The organism is Pseudomonas sp. FW300-N2F2, from assembly GCF_017351655.1.
Lineage (GTDB): Bacteria > Pseudomonadota > Gammaproteobacteria > Pseudomonadales > Pseudomonadaceae > Aquipseudomonas > Aquipseudomonas fluorescens_AA.
In genome coordinates this window covers 1,025,396-1,048,443 of record NZ_JACNDQ010000002.1, presented here as the reverse complement: position 1 = coordinate 1,048,443, position 23,048 = coordinate 1,025,396, and the positions used below count along the sequence as shown (strand labels likewise).

Annotated in this window: 23 protein-coding genes and 1 pseudogene; 15 read left to right on the top strand and 9 right to left on the bottom strand. The window is 63.0% G+C overall.

Annotation, left to right across the window (positions count from 1 at the left end; translation table 11 throughout):
* Nucleotides 1–7: 7 nt before the first annotated feature.
* Both J4E63_RS31335 and J4E63_RS31330 read left to right on the top strand, forming a co-directional pair.
* A pseudogene (locus J4E63_RS31335) lies at nt 8–1,114 on the top strand (FIST signal transduction protein); the annotation flags it as partial.
* A gap of 3 nt (nt 1,115–1,117) precedes the next feature.
* Nucleotides 1,118–2,035 carry a methyl-accepting chemotaxis protein gene (locus tag J4E63_RS31330; RefSeq protein WP_404943342.1) on the top strand — a complete coding sequence of 306 codons (918 nt, stop codon included), beginning with the start codon at nt 1,118–1,120 and terminating at the stop codon, nt 2,033–2,035.
* Between the two features lie 172 nt (nt 2,036–2,207).
* Here the strand turns inward: J4E63_RS31330 and J4E63_RS19360 are convergent, their stop codons facing one another.
* On the bottom strand, nt 2,208–2,603 hold the full coding sequence (locus tag J4E63_RS19360; RefSeq protein WP_072404866.1) for a DUF4280 domain-containing protein: 396 nt from the start codon (nt 2,601–2,603) through the stop codon (nt 2,208–2,210).
* A gap of 195 nt (nt 2,604–2,798) precedes the next feature.
* Between J4E63_RS19360 and J4E63_RS19355 the strand changes: the two genes are divergently transcribed.
* The 3 genes from J4E63_RS19355 to J4E63_RS19345 all read left to right on the top strand — a co-directional run bounded on the left by J4E63_RS19355 (nt 2,799) and on the right by J4E63_RS19345 (nt 6,006).
* The gene (locus tag J4E63_RS19355; RefSeq protein ID WP_207283009.1) at nt 2,799–3,866 is read left to right on the top strand and encodes a phosphotransferase family protein; all 1,068 of its coding nucleotides are present in this window, start codon (nt 2,799–2,801) and stop codon (nt 3,864–3,866) included.
* Between the two features lie 23 nt (nt 3,867–3,889).
* A complete protein-coding gene (locus tag J4E63_RS19350; protein ID WP_003180553.1) occupies nt 3,890–4,657 on the top strand; it encodes an SDR family oxidoreductase in 768 nt (255 codons plus the stop codon).
* Between the two features lie 233 nt (nt 4,658–4,890).
* Nucleotides 4,891–6,006 carry a Gfo/Idh/MocA family protein gene (locus J4E63_RS19345; protein WP_207283008.1) on the top strand — a complete coding sequence of 372 codons (1,116 nt, stop codon included), beginning with the start codon at nt 4,891–4,893 and terminating at the stop codon, nt 6,004–6,006.
* Between the two features lie 178 nt (nt 6,007–6,184).
* On the opposite strand, the gene J4E63_RS19340 is transcribed toward J4E63_RS19345, so the two are convergent.
* A complete protein-coding gene (locus J4E63_RS19340; RefSeq protein WP_207283007.1) occupies nt 6,185–7,624 on the bottom strand; it encodes an FAD/NAD(P)-binding protein in 1,440 nt (479 codons plus the stop codon).
* Between the two features lie 17 nt (nt 7,625–7,641).
* Nucleotides 7,642–8,205 carry a helix-turn-helix domain-containing protein gene (locus J4E63_RS19335; RefSeq protein WP_060741753.1) on the bottom strand — a complete coding sequence of 188 codons (564 nt, stop codon included), beginning with the start codon at nt 8,203–8,205 and terminating at the stop codon, nt 7,642–7,644.
* Between the two features lie 12 nt (nt 8,206–8,217).
* Between J4E63_RS19335 and J4E63_RS19330 the strand changes: the two genes are divergently transcribed.
* From J4E63_RS19330 to J4E63_RS19300, 7 genes are all read left to right on the top strand, one after another.
* Nucleotides 8,218–9,222, top strand: a complete 1,005-nt coding sequence (locus J4E63_RS19330; protein WP_177431720.1) for a DMT family transporter — start codon at nt 8,218–8,220, stop codon at nt 9,220–9,222.
* Between the two features lie 205 nt (nt 9,223–9,427).
* A complete protein-coding gene (locus J4E63_RS19325; protein WP_192262340.1) occupies nt 9,428–12,352 on the top strand; it encodes a monovalent cation/H+ antiporter subunit A in 2,925 nt (974 codons plus the stop codon).
* Nucleotides 12,352–12,696 (top strand): Na+/H+ antiporter subunit C, encoded by a 345-nt coding sequence (locus tag J4E63_RS19320; protein ID WP_003202835.1) that lies wholly within the window; start codon nt 12,352–12,354, stop codon nt 12,694–12,696. Before J4E63_RS19325 ends, J4E63_RS19320 begins: the two co-directional genes overlap by 1 nt.
* Nucleotides 12,693–14,378: a monovalent cation/H+ antiporter subunit D gene (locus J4E63_RS19315; protein WP_207283006.1), complete on the top strand. Its 1,686-nt coding sequence runs from the start codon at nt 12,693–12,695 to the stop codon at nt 14,376–14,378. The genes J4E63_RS19320 and J4E63_RS19315 overlap by 4 nt, the downstream gene beginning before the upstream one ends.
* Nucleotides 14,375–14,863, top strand: a complete 489-nt coding sequence (locus J4E63_RS19310) for a Na+/H+ antiporter subunit E (RefSeq protein WP_207283005.1) — start codon at nt 14,375–14,377, stop codon at nt 14,861–14,863. Before J4E63_RS19315 ends, J4E63_RS19310 begins: the two co-directional genes overlap by 4 nt.
* Nucleotides 14,860–15,138 (top strand): K+/H+ antiporter subunit F, encoded by a 279-nt coding sequence (locus J4E63_RS19305; RefSeq protein WP_003202841.1) that lies wholly within the window; start codon nt 14,860–14,862, stop codon nt 15,136–15,138. Before J4E63_RS19310 ends, J4E63_RS19305 begins: the two co-directional genes overlap by 4 nt.
* The gene (locus J4E63_RS19300; RefSeq protein ID WP_207283004.1) at nt 15,135–15,497 is read left to right on the top strand and encodes a Na+/H+ antiporter subunit G; all 363 of its coding nucleotides are present in this window, start codon (nt 15,135–15,137) and stop codon (nt 15,495–15,497) included. The genes J4E63_RS19305 and J4E63_RS19300 overlap by 4 nt, the downstream gene beginning before the upstream one ends.
* Before the next feature lie 201 nt (nt 15,498–15,698).
* Here J4E63_RS19300 and J4E63_RS19295 read toward each other — a convergent pair whose 3' ends face one another.
* The 3 genes from J4E63_RS19295 to J4E63_RS19285 form a co-directional block, all read right to left on the bottom strand.
* Nucleotides 15,699–16,136: a DUF3995 domain-containing protein gene (locus J4E63_RS19295; protein WP_092204856.1), complete on the bottom strand. Its 438-nt coding sequence runs from the start codon at nt 16,134–16,136 to the stop codon at nt 15,699–15,701.
* A gap of 138 nt (nt 16,137–16,274) precedes the next feature.
* Nucleotides 16,275–17,285, bottom strand: a complete 1,011-nt coding sequence (locus J4E63_RS19290; protein ID WP_060741746.1) for an ABC transporter substrate-binding protein — start codon at nt 17,283–17,285, stop codon at nt 16,275–16,277.
* A gap of 152 nt (nt 17,286–17,437) precedes the next feature.
* Nucleotides 17,438–17,887 (bottom strand): hypothetical protein, encoded by a 450-nt coding sequence (locus tag J4E63_RS19285; RefSeq protein ID WP_053122788.1) that lies wholly within the window; start codon nt 17,885–17,887, stop codon nt 17,438–17,440.
* Nucleotides 17,888–18,315: 428 nt separating this feature from the next.
* Here J4E63_RS19285 and J4E63_RS19280 point away from each other — a divergent pair, with 428 nt between their 5' ends.
* From J4E63_RS19280 to J4E63_RS19270, 3 genes are all read left to right on the top strand, one after another.
* Nucleotides 18,316–18,552: a hypothetical protein gene (locus tag J4E63_RS19280; protein ID WP_207283003.1), complete on the top strand. Its 237-nt coding sequence runs from the start codon at nt 18,316–18,318 to the stop codon at nt 18,550–18,552.
* A 130-nt stretch (nt 18,553–18,682) separates the two neighbouring features.
* Complete coding sequence (locus J4E63_RS19275; protein ID WP_060741744.1) at nt 18,683–18,913, top strand: hypothetical protein; 231 nt, start codon at nt 18,683–18,685, stop codon at nt 18,911–18,913.
* An 88-nt stretch (nt 18,914–19,001) separates the two neighbouring features.
* Complete coding sequence (locus J4E63_RS19270) at nt 19,002–19,238, top strand: DUF2789 family protein (RefSeq protein ID WP_060741743.1); 237 nt, start codon at nt 19,002–19,004, stop codon at nt 19,236–19,238.
* A 245-nt stretch (nt 19,239–19,483) separates the two neighbouring features.
* Here J4E63_RS19270 and J4E63_RS19265 read toward each other — a convergent pair whose 3' ends face one another.
* The 3 genes from J4E63_RS19265 to J4E63_RS19255 all read right to left on the bottom strand — a co-directional run bounded on the left by J4E63_RS19265 (nt 19,484) and on the right by J4E63_RS19255 (nt 23,023).
* Nucleotides 19,484–21,088, bottom strand: a complete 1,605-nt coding sequence (locus tag J4E63_RS19265; RefSeq protein ID WP_207283002.1) for a methyl-accepting chemotaxis protein — start codon at nt 21,086–21,088, stop codon at nt 19,484–19,486.
* A 179-nt stretch (nt 21,089–21,267) separates the two neighbouring features.
* Nucleotides 21,268–21,672, bottom strand: a complete 405-nt coding sequence (locus J4E63_RS19260; protein WP_003202859.1) for a TraR/DksA C4-type zinc finger protein — start codon at nt 21,670–21,672, stop codon at nt 21,268–21,270.
* A 328-nt stretch (nt 21,673–22,000) separates the two neighbouring features.
* On the bottom strand, nt 22,001–23,023 hold the full coding sequence (locus tag J4E63_RS19255) for an ABC transporter permease (RefSeq protein WP_207283001.1): 1,023 nt from the start codon (nt 23,021–23,023) through the stop codon (nt 22,001–22,003).
* Between the last annotated feature and the right edge of the window lie 25 nt (nt 23,024–23,048).

Sequence of the window (23,048 nt, the reverse complement as noted above, 5' to 3'; positions counted from 1 at the left end):
TCCCGCCATGAACCTATCGAACCTCTTCAACAAAGCCCGAGCCCGCACACAAGGGGCGGTCAGCCTGGCCTGCACGTTGAGCGAACTGGACCCGGCGCTGGCCAACGTACGCATCACACCGGTATTGATCGCCGGGTTTGTCTCCCCTCACCTGGACATCGACCGGGTCGCCGCCAAGGTTAAGCAGCGCTTTCCCCAAAGCGCCATCAGCCTGTGCACGACGTCCGGTGAGCTGTACAACGGTGCGAACACGCTGTACTGCCAGACCGGCGAGACCTGGGACCGGGTGGTGCTGCAGCTGTTCGACACCAGTGTGATTGCGTCGGCCGAGGTGGTGATGGTGCCGCTGGAGTGCGAGGACATTCGCGGTGGCGGCAAGCGCCTGGCCATGCGTGAGCGAATCGCTCGATTGGTGAATAACATCAAGCAGGCGCAGGTGAGCACGCCCATTGACCATCGCGATACCTTGGCCTACGTGGTGTTCGATGGTCTTTCGGCTTCCGAGTCGTTCTTTATGGAGGCGCTTTATGAGTCTGGACGCTTCCCGTGCTTGTTCGTCGGCGGCTCAGCCGGTGGCAAGGCGGATTTCAAGAAGACCCTGATCAGTGATGGGCAGCGCAGTTACCAGAACCATGCGCAGATTGTCTTTCTGAAAACCGCGGCGGATGTGCGCTTCGGGGTGTTCAAGAGCCAGAACTTCCAACCTGCCGGGCTGACATTCAGCGTGCTGACCGCGTCGGTCGAAGACCGCACCATCGACCAGGTCATCGACAGTCGTGGAAACATCAAGAGCATGGTCCAGGCGCTGTGCGAGGCCTTCGAGTGCAGTGCCCAGGCGCTGGAAAAGAAGCTGGCCGATTATTCATTCGCCATCCGCGTGGGTGATGAGCTGTTCGTCCGTTCCATTGCCCGCATCGACCATCAGCAGCAGATCATCCAGTTGTTCTGCGACGTGGCGCCCGGCGAAGAGCTGGTGATGGTCAAGCGCACGCCCCTGCGCGAGGCGACCCGGCTCGACTACGAGAAATTCCTCAAGGGTAAAGGTGGCCAGCCGGTGGCCGCCATTCTCAACGATTGCATCCTGCGCCGGCTCAACAACAGCAGCGACCTGGGCAGCATGGCCGGTATTTTCGGGGATGTGCCCCTGGCCGGCTTCTCGACGTTTGGTGAAATCCTCGGTTTGAATCTTAACCAGACACTCACGGCGATTTTCTTCTTCAGGGTCACCAAGGGCGCCGGTTTTGTCGACGAGTACGTCGATCACTTCATCACCCACTATGGCGAGTTCAAGGCATTTTTCCTGCGCCGCCAGATCAAGAAGCTGGCGGGCCTGAATCATGTCGTGGTCAAGCAGATCATGGCGTTCAAGATGAATGACTTCAGCAGCGCCTTGGACACTCGCGGCCTGGACCAGACGATCCTGCCGGTGTTCGACGGCCTGACGGACCTGGGCCAGGTATTGGCGCAGGCCAGCCAGCAACAAGCGTCGATGGTGACGCAAATCAAGCATTACTCCGGCGAACTGCACCTGTCGATGGATGACCTGACGGGCACCATCGACCGGCAAAACAGCGTCGCCGAGCAGGCCGGCACCACCGTCGAGCAGCTTGCCACGCAAGCGGGTGAAGCGGTGGTCGGTGCCCGTGCGCTCGCCAGCTCGAGCTTGCGTATCCAGTCGATCGTACAGGTCATCCAGCAAATCGCCGGACAGACCAACCTGTTGGCCCTCAACGCCGCCATCGAAGCAGCGCGGGCCGGTGAGATGGGCAGAGGCTTTGCGGTGGTGGCCGATGAGGTTCGCAAGCTTGCGGAAATCACCCGCCAGAATGCCGCGGAAATCGGCATGGACATCGGCCTGCTCTCGACGGAGATCCAAGGCGTCGCCCAACAGATCGAAGACCAGTCCGTTGCCGTGAGCGCCCTGCGGGAGATGCTCGATGCCCTGGAAGACTCCAGCCGTACCACCGAAGGCACGGCACAACGCACGAAGGCCATCGCCGACACCTTGACCGGGCTGACCCACGCCAATGCTTGAGGCCGAGTCGCCCCGGCGATGGATCAAGATTGAGCGATCAGCACACGTCCCCTTGTGGGAGCGAGCTTGCTCGCGATAGCGGTAGATCAGTTTGCGGTGATTGACTGTGCCGACGTCATCGCGAGCAAGCTCGCTCCCACAGGGAGTTTGTGGTTGTTCACAGGCGTCACCGTCAGGGAATCAACATCTGCACCTGCCCCGGCACGACGATCTTGATCACCCCGGCCCAGGTGCACATCAAGGTGCTGTTGGCGTCGATGGCCGGCATGTTGCCCAGCAACAGGGTCGGGGCGCCGCCGGGGATCCATGGCGCCGCAGTGGCCGGGATGCAGGGCATGGGGGTCAGCACGCCCAGGGCCGCCGCGGTGGCGGCGGCCACGGTGGGGTTCGCCAGGCTCATGCACATGCCGAAGGTGGTGATGTTCACCAGCGGGATGTGATCCATGATGTTCGCCGCCGGCATCCCGCCGGTCAGCAGGCGATTGACCGGCAGCACATTGAGCACCGCGGGGGCTGCGCCGAAGCTGCATTGCAGGGTCGCGGTGCTACAGACTTGCGGGCATCCCATCGCGGTGGCTCCTTTGACAGCGACTCCCCGAACCATAGCTCGCCCGCTTCCGACGCGCACGCCGCCATGCATCAAGCCCGCTGATTATCCGGCAACACGCTAACCTATAAGACCTTGGCGTGCTTGTGACGCCTCCCACGCGCCATTAGATTAGCCAATGATCGATGGCCTCCAAAATAAGCAGAAGGGATAAGCATGGCGTTTACTGATCAGTCCACCCGCGTGCGCGACGGTGAAGAACTCGATGCCAACCTGATCGACCCGTACCTCAAGGCCCACATTCCCGGCCTGACCGGCCTGCCACGGATCAGCCAGTTTCCCGGTGGCGCGTCGAACCTGACCTACCTGCTGGAATACCCCGAACAGGAATTCGTCCTGCGTCGGCCGCCGTTCGGCCACAAGGCCAAGTCCGCCCACGACATGGGCCGTGAGTTCCGCATCCTCAACCAATTGCGCGAAGCGTTCCCGTACTGCCCCAAAGCCTATGTGCACTGCACTGACGAGTCGGTGATGGGCGCCGAGTTCTACGTGATGGAACGGGTCAAGGGCATTATCCTGCGCTCCGACCTGCCGCCGGAGCTGGGTTTCGACGCTGCCCGCACTGAAGCGCTGTGCAAGAGCTTCATCGACCGGCTCGTCGAACTGCACCGCGTCGACTACACCGCTTGCGGCCTGGCCGACCTGGGCAAGCCCGAAGGCTACGTGGCCCGGCAGATCCGTGGCTGGAGCGACCGCTACGAAAAAGCCCTGACCCCCGATGCGCCGAAATGGGAGGCGGTCAAGGCCTGGCTCAACGACAAGATGCCCGCCGACCACCCCACTTCGAGCATCGTCCACAACGACTACCGCTTCGACAACGTGATCCTCGACCCGGAGAACCCGATGCAGATCATCGGTGTGCTGGACTGGGAATTGACCACCCTGGGCGACCCGTTGATGGACCTGGGCAACAGCCTCGCCTACTGGATCGAGGCGGACGACCCGGCGCCGGTGCAACTGATGCGCCGCCAGCCGAGCCACGCCCCCGGCATGCTGACCCGCCGCGAATTCGTCGATTACTACGCCGAGCGCGCCGGGATCCGCATCGACAACTTCGACTTCTACTACACCTACGGCCTGTTCCGCCTGGCCGGGATCGTCCAGCAGATCTACTACCGCTTCTTCCACGGCCAGACCCAGGACAAACGCTTCGCGCAGTTCGTTCAGATGAACAAACTGCTGGAGCAGATGAGCCTGCAGGTCATCGGTAAATCCACGCTCTGAGCGCCCCATCACAAGGAAACAGCATGTCCAAGACCCAGTTGTTCGACCTCGACGGTAAAATCGCCTTCGTTTCCGGCGCCAGCCGCGGCATCGGCGAAGCCATCGCCAAACTGCTGGCCCAACAAGGCGCCCATGTGATCGTGTCCAGCCGCAAGCTCGACGGTTGCCAGCACGTGGCCGATGCGATCATCGCTGCCGGCGGCAAGGCCACCGCCATCGCCTGCCACATCGGGGAAATGGAGCAGATCAGCCAGGTGTTCGCCGGTATCCGCGAACAGTTCGGGCGCCTGGACATCCTGGTGAACAACGCCGCCACCAACCCGCAGTTCTGCAACGTCCTGGACACCGACCTGGGTGCGTTCCAGAAAACCGTGGACGTGAACATCCGCGGCTATTTCTTCATGTCGGTGGAAGCCGGCAAGCTGATGCGCGAAAACGGCGGCGGCAGCATCATCAACGTGGCGTCGATCAACGGCATCTCGCCGGGGATCTTCCAGGGCATCTATTCGGTGACCAAGGCCGCGGTGATCAACATGACCAAGGTCTTCGCCAAGGAATGCGCGCAGTTCGGCATCCGCTGCAACGCCCTGCTGCCGGGCCTGACCGACACCAAGTTCGCCTCGGCGCTGGTCAAGAACGACGCCATCCTGAAAACCGCCCTGGCGCAGATCCCCCTCAAGCGCGTGGCCGACCCGAGCGAAATGGCCGGCGCGGTGCTGTACCTGGCCAGCGATGCGTCGAGCTACACCACGGGTGTGGCGTTGAATGTGGATGGTGGGTTCCTGTCCTGATAGCGAACTCCATGGCAGACCTGTGAGAAACCCTGTGGGAGCGAGCTTGCTCGCGATGGCGGTGTGTCAGCCAAGAATCTTTTTCACTGACACGCCGCCATCGCGAGCAAGCTCGCTCCCACAAGGGGTCCTCTGCGATCGCGCAAATGAATATTTATTCCAACATTTGCAATTTGAGAATATTTATTCCATAAAGAGCCTTCTGAAAATAACAATTCAAAGGGCTCTTTCTCATGCGTGAACTCGGCATCGGTCTGATTGGCACCGGCTTCATGGGCCGTGCCCATGCCTTGGCGTTCCACAATGCCAAGGCGGTGTTCGACCTCCCCCTGAACCTGACACTGGCGGCCCTGGCCGACGCCGATCCGCAGCGTGCCCGGCAGTGCGCCCAAAGCTGGGGGTTCGAGACGGCCCACAGTGACTGGCAACAGCTGATCGACGACCCCAAGGTCAACCTGATCGCCATCACCACCCCCAACCACCTGCACTTCCCCATGGCCATGGCGGCGTTGGCGGCGGGCAAGCCGGTCTATTGTGAAAAGCCCCTGGCGGTGTCCCTGGAGCAGGCCGAGCAGATGCGCCAGGCGGCCAAGGCTGCGGGGGTGGTGACGCGGGTCGGCTACAACTACCAGCACAACCCGATCATCCAACTGGCGCGGGACATGATCCAGCGCGGCGAACTGGGACAGATCATCAGCTTCCAGGGTGAGTTCAGCGAAGACTTCATGGCCGATCCCACTTCACCGTGGTCATGGCGTTGCGAAGCGAGCCACGCCGGTGGCGCACTGGCCGACCTGGGCAGCCACTTGCTGGCCATGGCCCGGCACTTGTTGGGCGATGTCGAGGCCGTGTGCGCCGACAGCCAGACCGTGCATCACCAACGCCCTGCCAGCGCCGGCAATGCCGAACAACGGGCCATCGCGGTGGACGACCACGTCCACGGGCTGCTGCGTTTCGCCAATGGCGCCCGGGGCACGGTGAGCAGCAGTTGGCTCAAGCATGGCTACAAGAATCATCTGAGTTTCGAGATCAGCGGCACCCTCGGCACATTGGCCTTCGATCAGGAACGGCTCAATGAACTGCGCCTGTGTCGCGCCGGCCAGCCAGGTTTCCAGCGCCTGCTGGCCGGTCCGGACCTGCCCGGCTATGCCGCATTCAGCCCCGCCGCCGGACACCAGTTGGGGTACAACGAATTGAAGACGTTGGAGGTGCAGGAACTGATCATGGCCCTCGCTGGCGAAGGCGGCAGCGGCACGGACTTCGACGAGGCCTGGGAAGTGGAACGGCTGGCGGCAGCGATTCGGATGGCGGCGCGGGAGCAGCGCTGGGTCAAGGTCAGCGAGCTGTAACCGCAACCGCTCACTTCAGTGAACTCCCTGTGGCGAGGGAGCTTGCTCCCGCTGGGTTGCGCAGCAACCCCAAAGAACTGAATGCTGAATGCGACCAACCTGACACACCCGGGTGAATGGTTTTGGGGCTACTTCGTAGCCCAGCGGGAGCAAGCTCCCTCGCCACGGGGGATCGCGTTCACTGGGTTTGCAATTGAACCAACCGCCCCGCCAACGCCTTGGCCTGGCTCGCCACATCGGTCACGGCGGTGCTTTCCCACCATATCCCCCGCAACGGCGGGCCCATGGCGAACAGGCGCTCGGCGGGTTCGCCTCGAGCATCCAGCACCGCACCATCGGCGCGGGCGGCGATGCCCAGGGCCAACGGCCCCGGCTGGACCAGCCCTCGGGCCAGCAACTGTTGCGGCAACGGCCGTGCAACGCGACGCCAGTCGTACTCGATGCCGCTGGAGTTGATCAGTGCCGCGCCCTCCACCACCGTCAGCCCGGCCTCGCCCCGTCGGCGGATGTAGATACTTAATGCCCCTCCGGCAGAAGGTACCAACCCTTTGAACGACGCCGCCTGGATCCGCAACCGCCCTTCCCCATGCAAACGCGCCACCAACTCCGCACTCAATGGTGGCGAGCGATGGTGATGACTCTCCCACCACGGCCGCACATGCCGCACGAACTGCCGGCGCTGCACATCGCTGGCCTGGTTCCACAAGCGCCCGATATGCGCACGCACGGTGTCCAGCGGCGCTTGCCAATCGATGCCTTGAGCTTGAGCCTGGCGGCATTGCTCACGCAGGGCGCACATCAACTGGCGTGGCGAACGCAGGCTGTGGTCTTCGGCGAGGAAATCCACCCAGGCCGGCGGCTGGCGGCGCACGTGGGGCAACAGCCCATGGCGGGAAAACACTTCGATGGGGCCACGGTGCCCGGCCTGCTCCAGGGACACCACGGCGTCGACCATGGTCAGCCCCGAGCCGATGATCAGCACCGTGGCCTGGGGATCGAGCTGACGCATCGCGGCCACATCCCAGGGATCCAGGGCTGCGGCATTCAAGCCGCTGGATTCGGTTTGCGGGGTGCGCGCCGCCGGGAACATGCCGGTGGCCAGCACCGCGAAACCGCCCCGCAAGACTTGGCCGTCGGCGAGCGTAACCATCACGGCATCGTCGGCAAGCCGCAGGTCCACAGCCTCTCCGCGCACATGCTCGGCGGTCGAACCGCTTTGTGCGCCCAACTCGCGGGCCTCGGCCAGGCGTTGCTGCACATACAGGCCAAAGATTCCCCGGGGCGGGAACAACTCGCTGATCGGCACGTGCTGCTGATCCGACTCGGGCCAGCCGCCGGCTTCGATGAACGCGGTGAGCCATTGGGTCAGGTCATCGGCGTTGTCCGGATCGACGCTCATCCGCGCGGCGTTGCCGTTCAAGGTGTGTCCCAGTTCCACGGCACTGTAGGCCTCGCCCCGGCCCAGCTCGCTGCGCGGCTCGACGATCAACACCTCGCGCCGGCCCGGCAGGCGCAGCAACTGCGCGGCCAGCATGGCACCGCTCAGGCCGCCACCGATAATCAGGATGTCGGCTTCGCGGATGAGGCCACTCCCCTGTCGTTCCAGCGCTGTGTCCATACCGCTCTCCCCAGGAATCAAATCACCACGTTGCGTACGAATCTCGCCGCCACCGGGCCATCGTTGCGATAGGCATGGGGCTGGTTGCTGGCGAACATGAAAAACTCACCGGCGCCAATGCGGCGCTCCTCGCTGCCCAACAGCAGGGTCAGGCAACCCTCGAAGACATAGAGCTGCTCGCTCCAACCGTCGGCGTCAGGCTCTGAAGGGTAATGCTCGCCGGGCTCCAGGCGCCATTCCCAAAGCTCGACTTCACGGCTGGCGGTGGCCTTGGCCAGCAATACGGCCTTGCTGCCGGGGATGGTGCCGGCCCAGGCCAGTTCATTGATGCGGCTCGGATCTCGCGCCTCGGGGGCCTGGATCAGATCGCTGAAGGCCACGTCGAGGGCTTCGGCGACCCGATCAAGCGTCGTCAGGCTGACGTTCTTTTCGCCAGCCTCGATGGCCACCAGCATGCGCCGGCTGACCCCGGACAATTCCGCCAGTGCGGTCTGGCTGAGCTCGGCGGCATGCCGCAAACGACGGACGTTCTGGCTGACGTGTTGCAGGACGGAGGCCCGCTGGCCGGATTCTTTGTGCACTATATTGCTCACATGGCTGGGTTGCGCATTATACTGCCCACCTTCGGGCGCATTGTGCGTCCCCCTCAAGTGGCGCGCAAGGTCATGGCATCGGTGAACTCTCCTCAAGCTTCCCCCCGTTTCTCCCGGTTCAGCAAGGCCGAATGCGTGCTGGTGCTGATCACCATGATCTGGGGTGGAACGTTCTTGCTGGTACAGCACGCCATGACGGTCAGCGGGCCGATGTTTTTCGTCGGCCTGCGCTTCGCGGCCGCCGCCGCGTTCGTCGCACTGTTTTCCTGGCGGCACCTGCGCGACCTGACACTGTTCGAACTCAAGGCCGGGTGCTTCATCGGCGTGGCGATCATGCTCGGCTACGGTTTGCAGACCGTCGGCCTGCAAACCATTCCCAGCAGCCAGTCGGCGTTCATCACCGCGCTTTACGTGCCCTTCGTGCCCTTGCTGCAATGGCTGGTGCTGGGCCGTCGCCCTGGGCTGATGCCCAGCATCGGGATCATGCTGGCGTTCACCGGCTTGATGCTGGTGTCGGGGCCGGCGGGCGCTTCATTGAATTTCAGCCCCGGTGAAATCGCCACGTTGATCAGCGCCATCGCGATTGCCGCCGAGATCATCCTGATCAGCGCCTATGCCGGCCAGGTCGACGTGCGTCGGGTGACCGTGGTGCAACTGGCGAGCACGGCTGTGCTGGCGTTCCTGATGGTGGTGCCGACCCAGGAAGCGATCCCGGATTTTTCCCTGTTGCTGCTGGTCAGTGCCGTGGGCCTGGGCGCCGCCAGCGCCGCGATCCAAGTAGCGATGAACTGGGCGCAGAAAAGCGTCTCGCCGACCCGCGCCACGCTGATCTATGCCGGCGAACCGGTGTGGGCCGGCATCGCCGGGCGCCTGGCCGGTGAGCGGTTGCCGGCGATCGCGTTGTTCGGCGCGGCGCTGATCGTGGCGGCGGTGATTGTCAGTGAGCTGAAGACCCGCAGCAAAGATGCCATTGCAGCCGATGAATCGCTTGAGCGGGAAGGTTGAGGCCGGCCAGCAATCCATTCGCCACCGAAAAAAAAGCCGCCTCGACAGCGGCCATTCCGGCGTTGACGCTTCGTCCGAGGTCATCTGAAACCCTGCAAAGTCGGAAAACACTGCCTACCTTGTAGGATTCTGCGACACCCTCACGGTTGGTGATCGGGAATACGCCACGTATGATCCCTCACAACCTCCCGCCGAATAGAAGCCTATGTCACTGATAGTTCTATTGCTTTTGCCCTTCATCGGCAGCTGTGTCGCGGCGCTGCTGCCGCATAACGCCCGTAACGCCGAATCCCTGCTGGCCGGCCTCGTAGCCCTGGCCGGTACCGTTCAGGTGGCCTTGCTGTACCCGCAGATCGCCGACGGTGGCGTGATCCGCGAGCACTATGCCTGGTTGCCCAGCCTGGGGCTGGATTTCGTGCTGCGCCTGGACGGGTTCGCCTGGCTGTTTTCGTTGCTGGTGCTGGGCATCGGCACGCTGGTGTCGCTGTACGCCCGCTATTACATGTCGCCGGACGATCCGGTGCCACGCTTCTTCGCCTTCTTCCTGGCGTTCATGGGCGCCATGCTCGGGCTGGTGATCTCCGGCAACCTGATCCAGATGGTGTTTTTCTGGGAGCTGACCAGCCTGTTCTCGTTCCTGCTGATCGGTTACTGGCACCACCGCGCCGACGCGCGGCGCGGTGCCTATATGGCCTTGATGGTGACCGGTGCCGGCGGGCTTTGCCTGTTGGCGGGGGTGATGCTGCTCGGCCATGTGGTGGGCAGCTATGAGCTGGACAAGGTCCTGGCCGCTGGCGACCTGATCCGCGCTCATGCCCTCTACCCCATCCTGTTGCCTCTGATCCTGATCGGCGCCCTGAGCAAAAGCGCGCAATTCCCTTTCCACTTCTGGCTCCCCCACGCCATGGCCGCCCCGACGCCGGTGTCGGCGTACCTGCACTCGGCGACCATGGTCAAGGCCGGGGTGTTCCTGCTGGCGCGGTTATGGCCGTCGCTGTCGGGCAGTGAAGAATGGTTCTACATCGTCAGCGGCGCGGGGGCCTGTACCTTGCTGCTGGGCGCCTACTGCGCCATGTTCCAGAACGACCTCAAGGGTTTGCTGGCCTACTCCACCATCAGCCACCTCGGGCTGATCACCCTGTTGCTGGGCCTGAACAGTCCGCTGGCGGCCGTGGCGGCGGTGTTCCATATCCTTAACCATGCCACCTTCAAGGCGTCGCTGTTCATGGCCGCCGGGATCATCGACCACGAAAGCGGCACCCGGGACATTCGCAAGCTCAGCGGCCTGGTGCGGCTGATTCCGTTCACCGCCACCCTGGCCATGGTCGCCAGCGCAGCGATGGCCGGGGTGCCGCTGCTCAATGGTTTCCTGTCCAAGGAAATGTTCTTCGCCGAGACGGTGTTCATTTCCGCCACGGCCTGGGTCGAGCTGGCGTTGCCGATCATCGCCACCATCGCCGGGACCTTCAGCGTCGCCTACTCCCTGCGCTTCACCGTGGATGTGTTCTTCGGCCCCACCGCCACCGACCTGCCCCATACCCCCCACGAACCACCGCGCTGGATGCGCGCGCCGGTGGAGCTGCTGGTGTTCACCTGCCTGTTGGTGGGGATTTTTCCGGCCCAGGTGGTCGGCTCGTTGCTCGCCGCCGCCGCGTTGCCGGTGGTGGGCGGCACGCTGCCCGAGTACAGCCTGGCGATCTGGCACGGCCTGAACGCGCCGATGATCATGAGCCTGGTGGCGATGTCCGGCGGCATCGTCCTGTACCTGTTGCTGCGCAATCAGTTCCGGCAAGGCCACATCAAGCACCCGCCATTCATTGGCCGACTCAGCGGCAAGCGCCTGTTCGAGCGCTGCCTGGTGCTGATGATGCGCCAGGGCCGGCGCCTGGAACGACGGATCAGCACCCGGCGCCTGCAAGCCCAGTTGTTCTGGCTGGTCCTGGCCGCCGTGCTCGCCGGGTTGATCCCGATGCTGCACAGCACGCTGGTCTGGGGCGACCGACCGAAGATCCCCGGCTCCATCGTCTTCGTCACCTTGTGGCTGCTGGCAATCATCTGTGCCCTGGGCGCGGCCTGGCAGGCCAAGTATCACCGGCTCGCGGCCCTGACCATGGTCAGCGTCTGCGGCCTGATGACCTGCGTGACCTTCGTCTGGTTCTCTGCCCCCGACCTGGCCTTGACGCAACTGGTGGTGGAAGTGGTGACCACGGTGCTGATCCTGCTGGGCCTGCGCTGGCTGCCCCGGCGGATCGAGGACGTCTCGCCACTGCCCAACAGCGAGCGGCGCGCGCGCATCCGGCGCCTGCGGGACTTGCTGCTGTCCATCGCGGTGGGCGGCGGCATGGCGTTGCTGTCCTATGCGATGCTGACGCGGCAGACGCCCAACGACATTTCTTCGTTCTACTTGAGCCGTGCCCTGCCCGAAGGCGGCGGCAGCAACGTGGTGAACGTGATGCTGGTGGACTTCCGTGGCTTCGACACCTTGGGGGAAATCACCGTGCTGGTGGCGGTAGCCCTGGCGGTGTTCGCCCTGTTGCGGCGTTTCCGACCACCGAAGGAAAGCATGCAACTGCCGGCGCAACAGCGCCTGCTGGCACCGGACGTGGTCACCGACCTGGTCAACCCGCGCCATGCCAGCGACACCGCCTTGGGTTTCATGATGGTGCCGTCGGTGCTGGTGCGCCTGCTGCTGCCGATCGCCCTGGTGGTGTCGTTCTACCTGTTCATGCGCGGCCACAACCAACCCGGTGGCGGCTTCGTGGCCGGGCTGGTGATGTCGGTGGCGTTCATCCTGCAATACATGGTCGCCGGCACCCAGTGGGTCGAGGCGCAAATGAGCCTGCGCCCGCTGCGCTGGATGGGCACCGGGCTGTTGTTCGCCACCGCCACCGGCCTGGGGGCGATGGCCGTGGGTTATCCGTTCCTGACCACCCATACCTGGCATTTCGAATTGCCGTTGCTGGGTGACATTCACCTGGCCAGCGCGCTGTTCTTCGACATTGGCGTGTACGCCGTGGTGGTCGGTTCCACCCTGTTGATCCTCACCGCCCTGGCTCACCAGTCGGTGCGGGCACATAAGCCGGGCCTGCAAGCCAAACCCATCGCCCCCGCCAAAGGAGCCACCGTCTGATGGAAGAAGTCATCGCAATCGCAATCGGCGTACTGGCCGCCTCCGGCGTCTGGCTGGTGCTGCGGCCTCGGACCTTCCAGGTGGTCATGGGCCTGTGCCTGCTGTCCTATGGCGTCAACCTGTTCATCTTCAGCATGGGCAGCCTGTTCATCGGCAAGGAGCCGATCATCAAGGACGGCGTGCCCCAGGACCTGCTGCACTACACCGACCCGCTGCCCCAGGCCCTGGTGCTGACCGCCATCGTGATCAGCTTCGCCATGACCGCGTTGTTCCTGGTGGTGCTGCTGGCGTCCCGGGGCCTGACCGGTACCGACCACGTGGACGGTCGGGAGCCCAAGGAATGATAGTGACGCCCCATCTGATCGCCGCCCCCATCCTGCTGCCGCTGCTGACCGCCGCGGTGATGCTGATGCTGGGCGAGAAACACCGCCCGCTCAAGGCCCGGATCAACCTGTTTTCCAGCCTGCTGGGCCTGGGCATCGCCGTGCTGTTGCTCTACTGGACCCAGGACCAGGCCTTGCCTGCCTCCATTGGCGTGTACCTGCCCGGCAATTGGCAGGCGCCGTTCGGCATCGTCCTGGTGGTCGATCGGCTGTCGGCGCTGATGCTGGTACTGACCGGCATCATCGGCGTCAGCGCCCTGCTCTTCGCCACGGCCCGCTGGGACCGCGCCGGTGCCAGTTTCCATGCGCTGTTCCAGATCCAGTTGATGGGCCTCTACGGCGCCTTCCTGACGGCGGACCTGTTCAACCTGTTCGTGTTCTTCGAAGTGCTGCTGGCGGCTTCCTACGGCCTGATGCTGCACGGTTCGGGCCGGGCGCGAGTGTCGGCGGGCCTGCATTACATCTCCATCAACCTGCTGGCCTCGTCGTTGTTCCTGATCGGCGCGGCGCTGATCTATGGCGTCACCGGCACGTTGAACATGGCCGACCTGGCCCTGAAAATCCCGCTGGTGCCGGAGGCCGACCGCGGCCTGCTGCACGCCGGGGCAGGCATTCTGGCGGTGGCGTTCCTGGCCAAGGCCGGCATGTGGCCGCTGAACTTCTGGCTGGTGCCGGCCTATAGCGCCGCCAGCGCACCGGTGGCGGCGCTGTTTGCGATCATGACCAAGGTCGGGGTCTACACGCTCCTGCGCCTGTGGACGCTGCTGTTCTCCGGCCAGGCCGGCGCCTCGGCGTATTTCGGCGCCGACTGGCTGGTCTACGGCGGCATGGCGACCATCGTCTGCGCCGCCATCGCCATTCTCGCCGCCCAGCGCCTGGAGCGCATGGCGAGCCTGAGCATCCTGGTCTCGGCCGGGATCCTGTTGTCGGCCATCGGCTTCGCCCAACCGAACCTGGTGGGTGCGGCGCTGTTCTATCTGGTGAGTTCGACCCTGGCGCTCTGTGCGCTGTTCTTGCTGGCCGAACTGATCGAACGTTCGCGCTCGGCCAATGAACTGTCCCTGGACGACGACTTCGACACGTTGCCGCGACCGTTGGAATCCTTGCAGCCGCCCAAGGGCATCAACCTCGATGACGAGCAAAAAGCCGTGGTCGGGCAGGTGATTCCCTGGACCATGGCCTTCCTCGGCTTGAGCTTTATCTTCTGTGCGCTGTTGATCATCGGCATGCCGCCGCTGTCGGGGTTCATCGGCAAGCTGAGCCTGCTCAGTGCCCTGCTCAATCCCCAGGGGCTCGAGGCCAGCGCCGGAACGCCGGTGTCGAACCAGGCCTGGGGCTTGCTGGCGTTGTTGATCCTGTCGGGGCTGGCCTCGTTGATCGCCTTCTCGCGCCTGGGCATCCAGCGCTTCTGGACGCCGCAGGAGCGACCCTCGCCGTTGCTGCGACCGTTCGAATGCCTGCCGATCGTCGTGCTGCTGGGCCTGGGCATCGCCCTGACCTTCAAGGCCGAGCCGTTGCTGCGCTATACCCAATCCGCCGCCGATGCGCTGAACAACCCGGAACATTACGTGATGTCGGTACTTGCCACCCGCGCCGTGCCCAACCCCGAAACCCGCGCCGCGTTGCGGGAGGTGCAGCCATGAAGCGCCTGTTTCCTGCCCCATGGTTGTCCCTGGCGCTGTGCTTGTTGTGGCTGGTGTTGAACGTGTCCCTCAGCGCCGGCCATCTGCTGCTGGGTGCTGCACTGGGGTTCCTGGCCCCGTTGATGATGCGCCCGTTGCGACCGCGGCCCATCCGCATCCGCCGGCCGTGGGTGGTGTTGCGCTTGTTCCTGCTGGTGGGCCGCGACGTGCTGATGTCCAACCTGGCGGTGGCCTGGGGTGTGCTGAACGCCGGGCGCCGGCCACCTCGCTCGCGGTTCATCAAGGTGCCGCTGGACCTGCGCGATGCCAACGGCCTGGCCGCGCTGTCGATGATCACCACGGTGATTCCCGGGACCGTCTGGTCGGAATTGGCCCTGGATCGCAGCATCCTGTTGATGCACGTGTTCGACCTGGCCGACGAGGCGTCATTCATCGCGCATTTCAAGGCCACCTACGAGCGCCCGTTGATGGAGATTTTCGAATGAGCCCGTTGCTGTCCAATGCGATCCTGTTGAGCCTGTTCCTGTTCTCCCTGGCGATGGTGTTGACCCTGTGGCGGCTGTTCAAGGGCCCTTCGGCCCAGGATCGGGTATTGGCCCTGGACTACCTGTACATCGTGGCGATGCTGATGATGCTGGTGCTGGGCATCCGCTATGCCAGTGACACCTATTTCGAGGCGGCGCTGCTGATCGCCCTGTTCGGCTTTGTCGGCTCGTTTGCCCTGGCCAAGTTCCTGCTGCGTGGCGAGGTGATCGAATGAACGGCGAACTGTCGATGTGGGTCGAAATCCCGGTGGCGATCCTGCTGGTCCTCAGCAGCCTTTTCGCCCTGGCCGGGGCGATCGGCCTGATGCGCTTGAAGGATTATTTCCAGCGCATGCACCCGCCGGCCCTGGCCTCCACACTGGGGGCCTGGTGCGTGGCGCTGGCCTCGATCGTGTATTTTTCGGCGCTCAAGTCCGGGCCGGTGTTGCACGCCTGGCTGATCCCGATCCTGCTATCGATCACCGTACCGGTGACCACCCTGCTGCTGGCTCGGGCGGCGTTGTTCCGCAAACGCATGGCTGGGGATGATGTGCCGGCGGAAGTGAGCAGTCGCCGAACCGGACAGGACGGCTGACCGCTACCTTGCGGCGAACACCCTTGTGGCGAGGGAGCTTGCTCCCGCTGGGCTGCGCAGCAGCCCCGAGACCTGTCACCTCGGAGTGTCAGGCTGTTTGTGTTCAGCTTTTGGGAGGGCTGCGCCCTCCAGCGGGAGCAAGCTCCCTCGCCACAAAAGCGGGTCGTCTTGTGTAAGTCCCTCCCACCCTTGCACTGCCGTTCAAGCCCACGCCACCGTCAACAACCCGGCCCCGAGCACCACGCACAACGGCGAATAGACCCAGGTATCGAGCCTGGCGAATGTCGAGCCCTTGACCTCCTTGAAGAAGCCCACCAGGTTCGACTCGCCAATGGCCCGGGCGAACATCAGCAAGGCGATCGCACTGATCAGCCACTGCAACGCCCGATGGGTGACTGGCTGCGCCAGCAGACCGCCTCGCAGGCACACCAGCAGCGCAATCATCAGCAGTGCCAGGGCGACCAGCAACGTCAGCCAGCCCGAAGGGTCGAACGCCGGTCGCAGCGCCTCCCCCTGCCTCACCGGCACCTGGGGCACCACCGCCAGGGCCGCCCACCGCCCACCCAGGGCCCAATACAAATGAATCAAGCTGATGGTCGCAAACACTGCGACCAGCGACCGAGCCAATAAAAGCGTCATTCGCCAGCCTCCTGAAAAAGGTTGAACAATCATCCTAGCTCGAATTTGGTATTTCGCTGGACGGGCGCAGGTTGCCAGTTTCCAGTGAATGATTCATTGCCCAGGATCAAGCGTTCAGCCCGCTGGCACGTGCGCCCGCTAGAGGCCGGCGGACACCTTGTCGGCGACCTCCTTGGGCAACCAGGCCTGCCAGACCTCAGGATGGGCCTTGAGGAACGCCTCGGCGGCTTCACGGGGTGGCGTGCGCTTCTCGCTCATGTCGGCCAGGGTCTTGTTCAACGGCTCGATGGGCAAGTCGACCTTGCTGAAGAACTCGGCAATCTCCGGGTATTGCTTCTGGAATGGCGCCGAGACACCGATCGACAGCTTCGAGGCCAGGGAGCGGGTCGGCTTCGGGTTGGGGTTATCGGCGTCGGTCAGGGTCTTCCAGGCCTCGGCATCGAACGGCGGTTCTTGCAGCTGCACCAGTTTGAAACGCCCGAGCAGCGGCGTGGGCGACCAGTAGTAGAACAGGATCGGTTTGCCCCGGCGGATCGTCGAGCTGATTTCCGCATCCAGCGCCGCCCCCGAGCCGCTGCGAAAATTCACGTAGCTGTCCGACAAGCCATACGCCTTGAGCTTCTGTTTGTTGACCACCTCGGAGGTCCAGCCGATGGGGCTGTTGAGGAAGCGGCCCTTGTCGGGGCTCTCCGGGTCCTTGAACACGTGCTTGTAGCGCGCCAGGTCTTCGACGCTGCGCAGGTCCGGCGCCAGGGGCTTGATGCCCTTGGCCGGGTCGCCCTTGATGACGTACTCGGGCACCCACCAGCCTTCGGTCGCGCCTTTGACCGTATCGCCCAAGGCAACCACCTTGCCTTCGGCCTCGGCCTTGACCCACACGGGGCTGCGGCCGGCCCATTCTTCGCCGATCACCTGTATGTCGTTATTGGCCAGGGCGGTTTCCAGGGTAATGGTGGTGCCGGGCAATGTATCGGTCTGCAATCCATAGCCCTTTTCCACGATGACTCGCAGGATATCGGTGATCAGGCTGCCACTTTCCCAGTTCAAGTCGGCAAAGTGGATCGGCGCGGTGGCGGCCGACACCGGAAGGGGTGAAACCAACACAGCGAAGGTGGCCCAGGCAGCCAGCCACTGTCGAACTCGTTTCATGCTTTGCACCTCATGCCAGATACCGCAATAGCTGAACGGCCCTGCGTAACCGAACGCAAGTCCCTGAATAGTTCAGTCAATTGACTGTAGCCGAGGTTCCAGCGAGTTCTTGCGAAACTGTCAGTGGTGTGGGCGCACAGGCCCAGAAACGGTCACTCACTGGCCTTGAAAGTCACCAGCTCGCCCTTGCGCCACTTGGCGGCCTTGGCGGTCACCGCCTTCAAGGTCTTGGTCAAGCCTTCCTGCAACTGTTCGTTGGCCGCAAACACGGTCACCACACTGTGGCCTTCCTTGAACAGGATGGCCTGACCACCTGGGGTCGTGACGAAGGCGTAATCGCCCAGGCCATAGACCGTCAGCTTGATTTCGCGAAAGCGGATTTCAAACTTGCCACCTTCGCGGCTGGGCAATACCGCTGCACGAAAATGATCACCGACCTTGAGCTCGAGCCTGGGCTTGTCATCGACCACCAGGGCCGACTCGGTGTCGATTTCGGCGACATAAATACCTTCGGCGGTCTGCTCGGTGATGTAGACGAAACGTGACTGGAATTGTTTGACCAGTTTTGCCCGCAGGTCACCAAGTACAAATAACGCATGCATGTCGAGATTACTTACTGCCAAGGAAACATCCCCATTTTTGAAAAAGACCCGCCCTGCGCAAAGGACGGACCACGAGAACCCGTACCGACTGTAGTGTCGTAATGGACCTGTCACTGAAATTCGAAATGAACGGCGCGCCCCTGTCCCGGGCCGAGAGCAGACTAAAGGTTGCCGCTCTTGCCGTCTTTCCCGGGGGGTCGCCAGAGGCTGAAGGAAAACACCACTCTGAGCATCGGAAAAGATGGGACTACTAACTTTAGGGAAATTTCTCACTTAAAAAAGCATTTTTCTGACATCGAGCCCAAAAAAAATTGCTTTAGATAGGCGCAACCGTCCACACGACGCTGCCGATTCTAGAGTAGCCGAAGGCGTGGAGACTACTCGAAGTACCCGGCAATTCGTCGGTAAACCATGAAAAGGAATTCACAATGGCCACTTTCACCACCCAAGCCCTCCCCACCGCCCCGTGCATCGTTGAACCTGCCAACAACCCTGACGGCGCCGATTGCCTGCCAATTTCGTTGATTCAACCGCGTTATCGGGTCGTCTTGGCCGGCAAGTGTTTTTTTCACATTGAAGAAACATCGACTGGACGTGTAAGAGGATTCCGCACCGACCATAACGAGGCCTGCTACCTGGCCAGACGCCTCGAAAACAGCGCCTGAAACGCTTACGTGCCCGTCCATGACTTAACTCAGCCGCCGACGGGCAACTGCTGCCATACTGCCCGCCCAGCGAAGACCGTCGTACATCGGCGGATAGCGCACCCATAATGGTTCGAGGAGAAGGCGCGACGTGACGGAATTTGATATTGGCGAGTTTTTTATCCGGGGCGAAGCCAGAGAAGTCGAAGGCGAGTTCCAGGCCGTCATCGTGATGCGTGCCAAGCCACCGTTGACCACCGTCAGTTGCCACCAGGTGGAAAAGGATCGCTGGTTCAAGACTTCGCAGCTCGCGGCCGAGGCTGCCAGGGAAGCAGCCAGGGCGTTGAAGGCCGCCGTGGATGAAGGGGCCTTGAAAGCCTGATTCCAATCGAACTCCTGATGACCGCTTGCCTCAGATAAAGGTAAGCCCCGAGGCGCCACGACGGCGCCCCCACCCAAAGGAGACTTCCATGGAACAACCTTCTCACGAACTCAGCACCTTGTTCGACCAACTCGGCCTGCCCTCGGACGGCAACGCCATCGACGATTTCATCGTCGCACACCCATTGGCTCCGGAGATCAAGCTGGTGGAGGCCGACTTCTGGTCGGACCAGCAAAAAGACCTGCTGCGCGAATGGCTGCTGGCCGACGGCGAAGAGGCGGTGCTGGTGGATCAACTGAATGTGCGGCTGCACGACGGTAAGTAGCAGCCAGACCTTTGGCCAGGGACAAGACAGCTATAGCAGCCAGGACCTTTGACTGAGTGCAAGGCCGCTCTTGTGGCGAGGGAGCTTGCTCCCGCTCGACTGCGCAGCAGTCGCCCTGAGTACTGCCGGCTCGGTATTTCACCCTATTGGTTGCATCCAGCTCTTTGGGGCTGCTGCGCAGCCCAGCGGGAGCAAGCTCCCTCGCCACAGGGTTGCAGTGCAGGCCAGGTGCCTTGCGCTGAGGCCTAACGCGGCTTCTCGGGTTTGTAGCCCAACCGCAAGCCACCCCAATGACGGCCCTTGAGCATGATCGGCACGGAGAGATCGTGCATCAGTTCTCCCGTATCGCGGGTGTAGGTCTGGAGCAATACGGGTTGCTGGTGGCTGCCGCAACGAATCCCGGTGCGATCGGAGAATTTGCGCTTGGTGCGATTATTCAGCGTGTCCACCTGGGGATCGCCGGTCAGTGGCTGGCTGAACACCTTGTTGTGGGTCGGCACGTAGCCCTGCTGGGTGCAGGCAATCGCAAACACCAGCCCCTCGTGGCGGGCCAGCAACGGTTCCTGGATCGCCGGCAGGACCTGGTCGGTGTAGCGGTCGAAACGGGTCTGGAATTTGGCCGGTTGGGTATTGGGGATCGGCTGGTAGTTACGGTCGAACAAGTCCTCCAGGCTGACACGGCCCTGGTCGATGTCGGCCTCGAACTGCGCGGCGATCTGGCTCGCCCCTTCCCGCGCCAGGTCGTAGACCCGTTGGTGATAATCGTCGAGCCCCACCTCGGCCAGGCGTTCGCTGATGGTTTCGGCCTGGCCTTCCATCTGCACCGCCGCCTCGGCCAGACGCTGGGTCTGCTGGTCGCTGATGGACAGGTCGCTACGCATCTGCTCGATGGCGTGGAACAGGCTGTCGAGTTGTTCGCGGTTGGTGTCGGTGCCTTGGGCGATGGCGCTGACCTGGGTTTCGACCCCTTCTGCAAGCCTGGCAATGTTTTCCAGATGCTGGCCGGTGTGCTCCACCTGCTGCACGCCGCTGTCCAGGTCAGCGGCCAATTGACGGATCTGCTCCACCACCTGGGTCGTGCGCTGCTGGATGTCGGCCACCATCACCCCGACTTCGCCGGTCGCCGCGGCGGTGCGCCCGGCCAGGCCGCGGACCTCATCGGCCACCACCGCGAACCCACGGCCATGCTCACCGGCCCGGGCCGCCTCGATGGCCGCGTTCAGCGCCAGCAGGTTGGTCTGGCTGGCAATCGATTGGATCACCAGGCTGACTCGCTGGATTTCATCGCTGCGTACGCTCAAGGCTTCGATCAACTCACGGCTGTCATTCGCGCGCTGGCTGAGCTGGTGCATGCGGCTGATGGACTCCACCAGTTCGCTGCGCCCGGCCACGCTGCTGCGATGGGCCTCGCTGGCAGCGCCCAAGGCCTGCTGGCTGAGTTGCGAAGTGGCCTGTTCGGTGGCGATCATCGATTCGGCATTGCTGACGATCTGCGCCGCCGCATCGAGTTGGGACTGGACCTTGCCGGCCAGTTGCTTGACCGAATAGGCGACGCCGGCCGCCGACAGCGCGTTATGGCTGGTGGTGTAGGACAGGTCGCGGGTCAGCTCGGCCAATGCGTCGGTCGTGGCTGCGGGTGCCGCGGCCACCCGCGAACGCAGGCGCGGCAACCAGACGATGAGCATGACCAGCGGCAGGCCCAGGTACAGCGACCAGCCGCCCAGGGCCATGCCGCACAGCAGCAAGGCCAGGGCGAGGCTCTGCAAGGTCGGCGTCAGCCAGCGCGCCGCGCCTTTTGTCACAGGTTCCGAGGCCGGTACCGCACCCGCCAGCGTTCCGTCTGTCGCCATGTTCGTCACCCACACTCTCGTTGTTATGACCGCATTAAACGCCACTACCGAGCCATTATCCATGGTCCATTAGTCGTGTTCTTGCAGCAGGTCAACGGAAGTAGACGAACAGCCACGGGCGAAAGCAAAAGATCGCGGCCTTCGTCAAAAGGTCGCGATCTTTTTTCGGAAAACGCGAATCAGGCCTGACGCTGGTGCTTGTCGATCTGTTCGTGACGTTCCTGGGCTTCGATGCAGTACTTGGTGGTCGGGCTGATCAGCAGGCGCTTGAGGCCGATCGGCTCGCCGCTGTCGTCGCACCAGCCGAAGCTGTCGTCGTTGATGCGGTCCAGGGCCTGCTCCAGTTGAGGCAGCATGCGCTGGTCGCGATCGATGGCGTTGACCAGCCAGGTACGCTCTTCTTCTACGGAAGCAGCGTCCGCCGGGTCGGCCGGGGTGTCCAGGCTTTCAATGGCGATTCGGTTCTGTTCGATGCGCTCGTGGGTTTCGACCTTCATGTTCTGCAACAGCTTGGTGAAGAAAGCCAGCTGCTCGGCATTCATGTAGTCATCCGCCGGCATGGCCAGCAACTTTTCCTTTGTCATTGATTTCTCTATAAAAAAACGTGCATTAAGGCGAATTATGGAGCGTCCCGCAGCGCAGCTGCCACGCTCATCGGGAAAGGCGCCGTCTATTCCAAGCGCCACCCGGCACTCAATTTACGAGGGGCGGCAGTCTAAGGCCGAGTCGAGGCCTCAGCAACTGAAAACATAGGGAAAATGTCCGACAACCCCCTCAAATGTTCTCTGACAGGCTTTTGGCAGTCATCGGAGTGCGTTTATAACAAGAAATTCGGTGCAATAGCTGTATTAAGAAGACAAATGGCAACGCCACGCGGGTCAGGCGTGGCGCTTTGTCGCAACCTCAGGGGGTTCAGCGCTTGAGTTTGCGCTTGTTGCGGTATTGGTCGATGACCACTGCCACGACGATGATCAAGCCCTTGATGATGTCCTGGATATAGGCATCGACACCGACGAAGGTAAAGCCGCTGGCCATCACCCCCAGGATCAACGCCCCGATCACGGTCCCGGTGATGCGCCCCACCCCGCCCGCCAGGCTGGTGCCGCCGATCACCGCCGCCGCAATCGCGTCCAGTTCGTAGGACATGCCCATGCCCGCCTGCCCGGTCGCCGCTCGCGCCGAAGCCACCACGCCGGCCAAGCCCGCCAGCAACCCGGCAATGCTGTAGACGATCACCAGGTGGCGCTTGACGTTGATGCCCGAGGTCCGCGCCGCCTGCATGTTGCCGCCAATGGCGTAGGTGTACTTGCCGTACTTGGTGTAGCGCAGGGCGATGTGGAAGATCACCGCCACCACCAGGAAAATGATCACCGGCATGGCGCCATGGCCAATGGCGGTGTAGGAATCGGACAACATGCTCACCGGCTGGCCTTCGGTGTAGTAGCGCGCCAGGCCACGGGCCGAGACCATCATGCCGAGGGTGGCGATGAATGGCGGGATGCCGGTAATGGCAATGATGCTGCCGTTGATTGCCCCGGCCAGCAGCCCCACCCCGAGCCCCGCCACCACCGGTATCCACACCGGCAAATCCGTCAGCGAGGGAAACACCGCCCGGGCGAAGTCCGAGGTCTGGGCCAGGCTGGCGGCGATCATCGCCGACAGCGCCAGCACCGAGCCGGACGACAAGTCGATACCGGTGGTGATGATCACCTGGGTCACGCCGATGGCCAGCAGGCCGATGATCGACACTTGCAGGATCATCAACACCAGGCGCTGGGAGTTCATCAGGAAACTCTGGTCACGCATGATCCAGCCGAACATTTCGAACACCAGGCCGATGCCGATCAGCACCAGGAAGATGCTCAGCTCCGTCGGCAGGCGCCGCCGGGACCTGGCCGGTGCGGCCGCGGGTTTGTTTTCCAGTATTGCGTTCATAGCCATTCACCTTTTTATTCTTTGT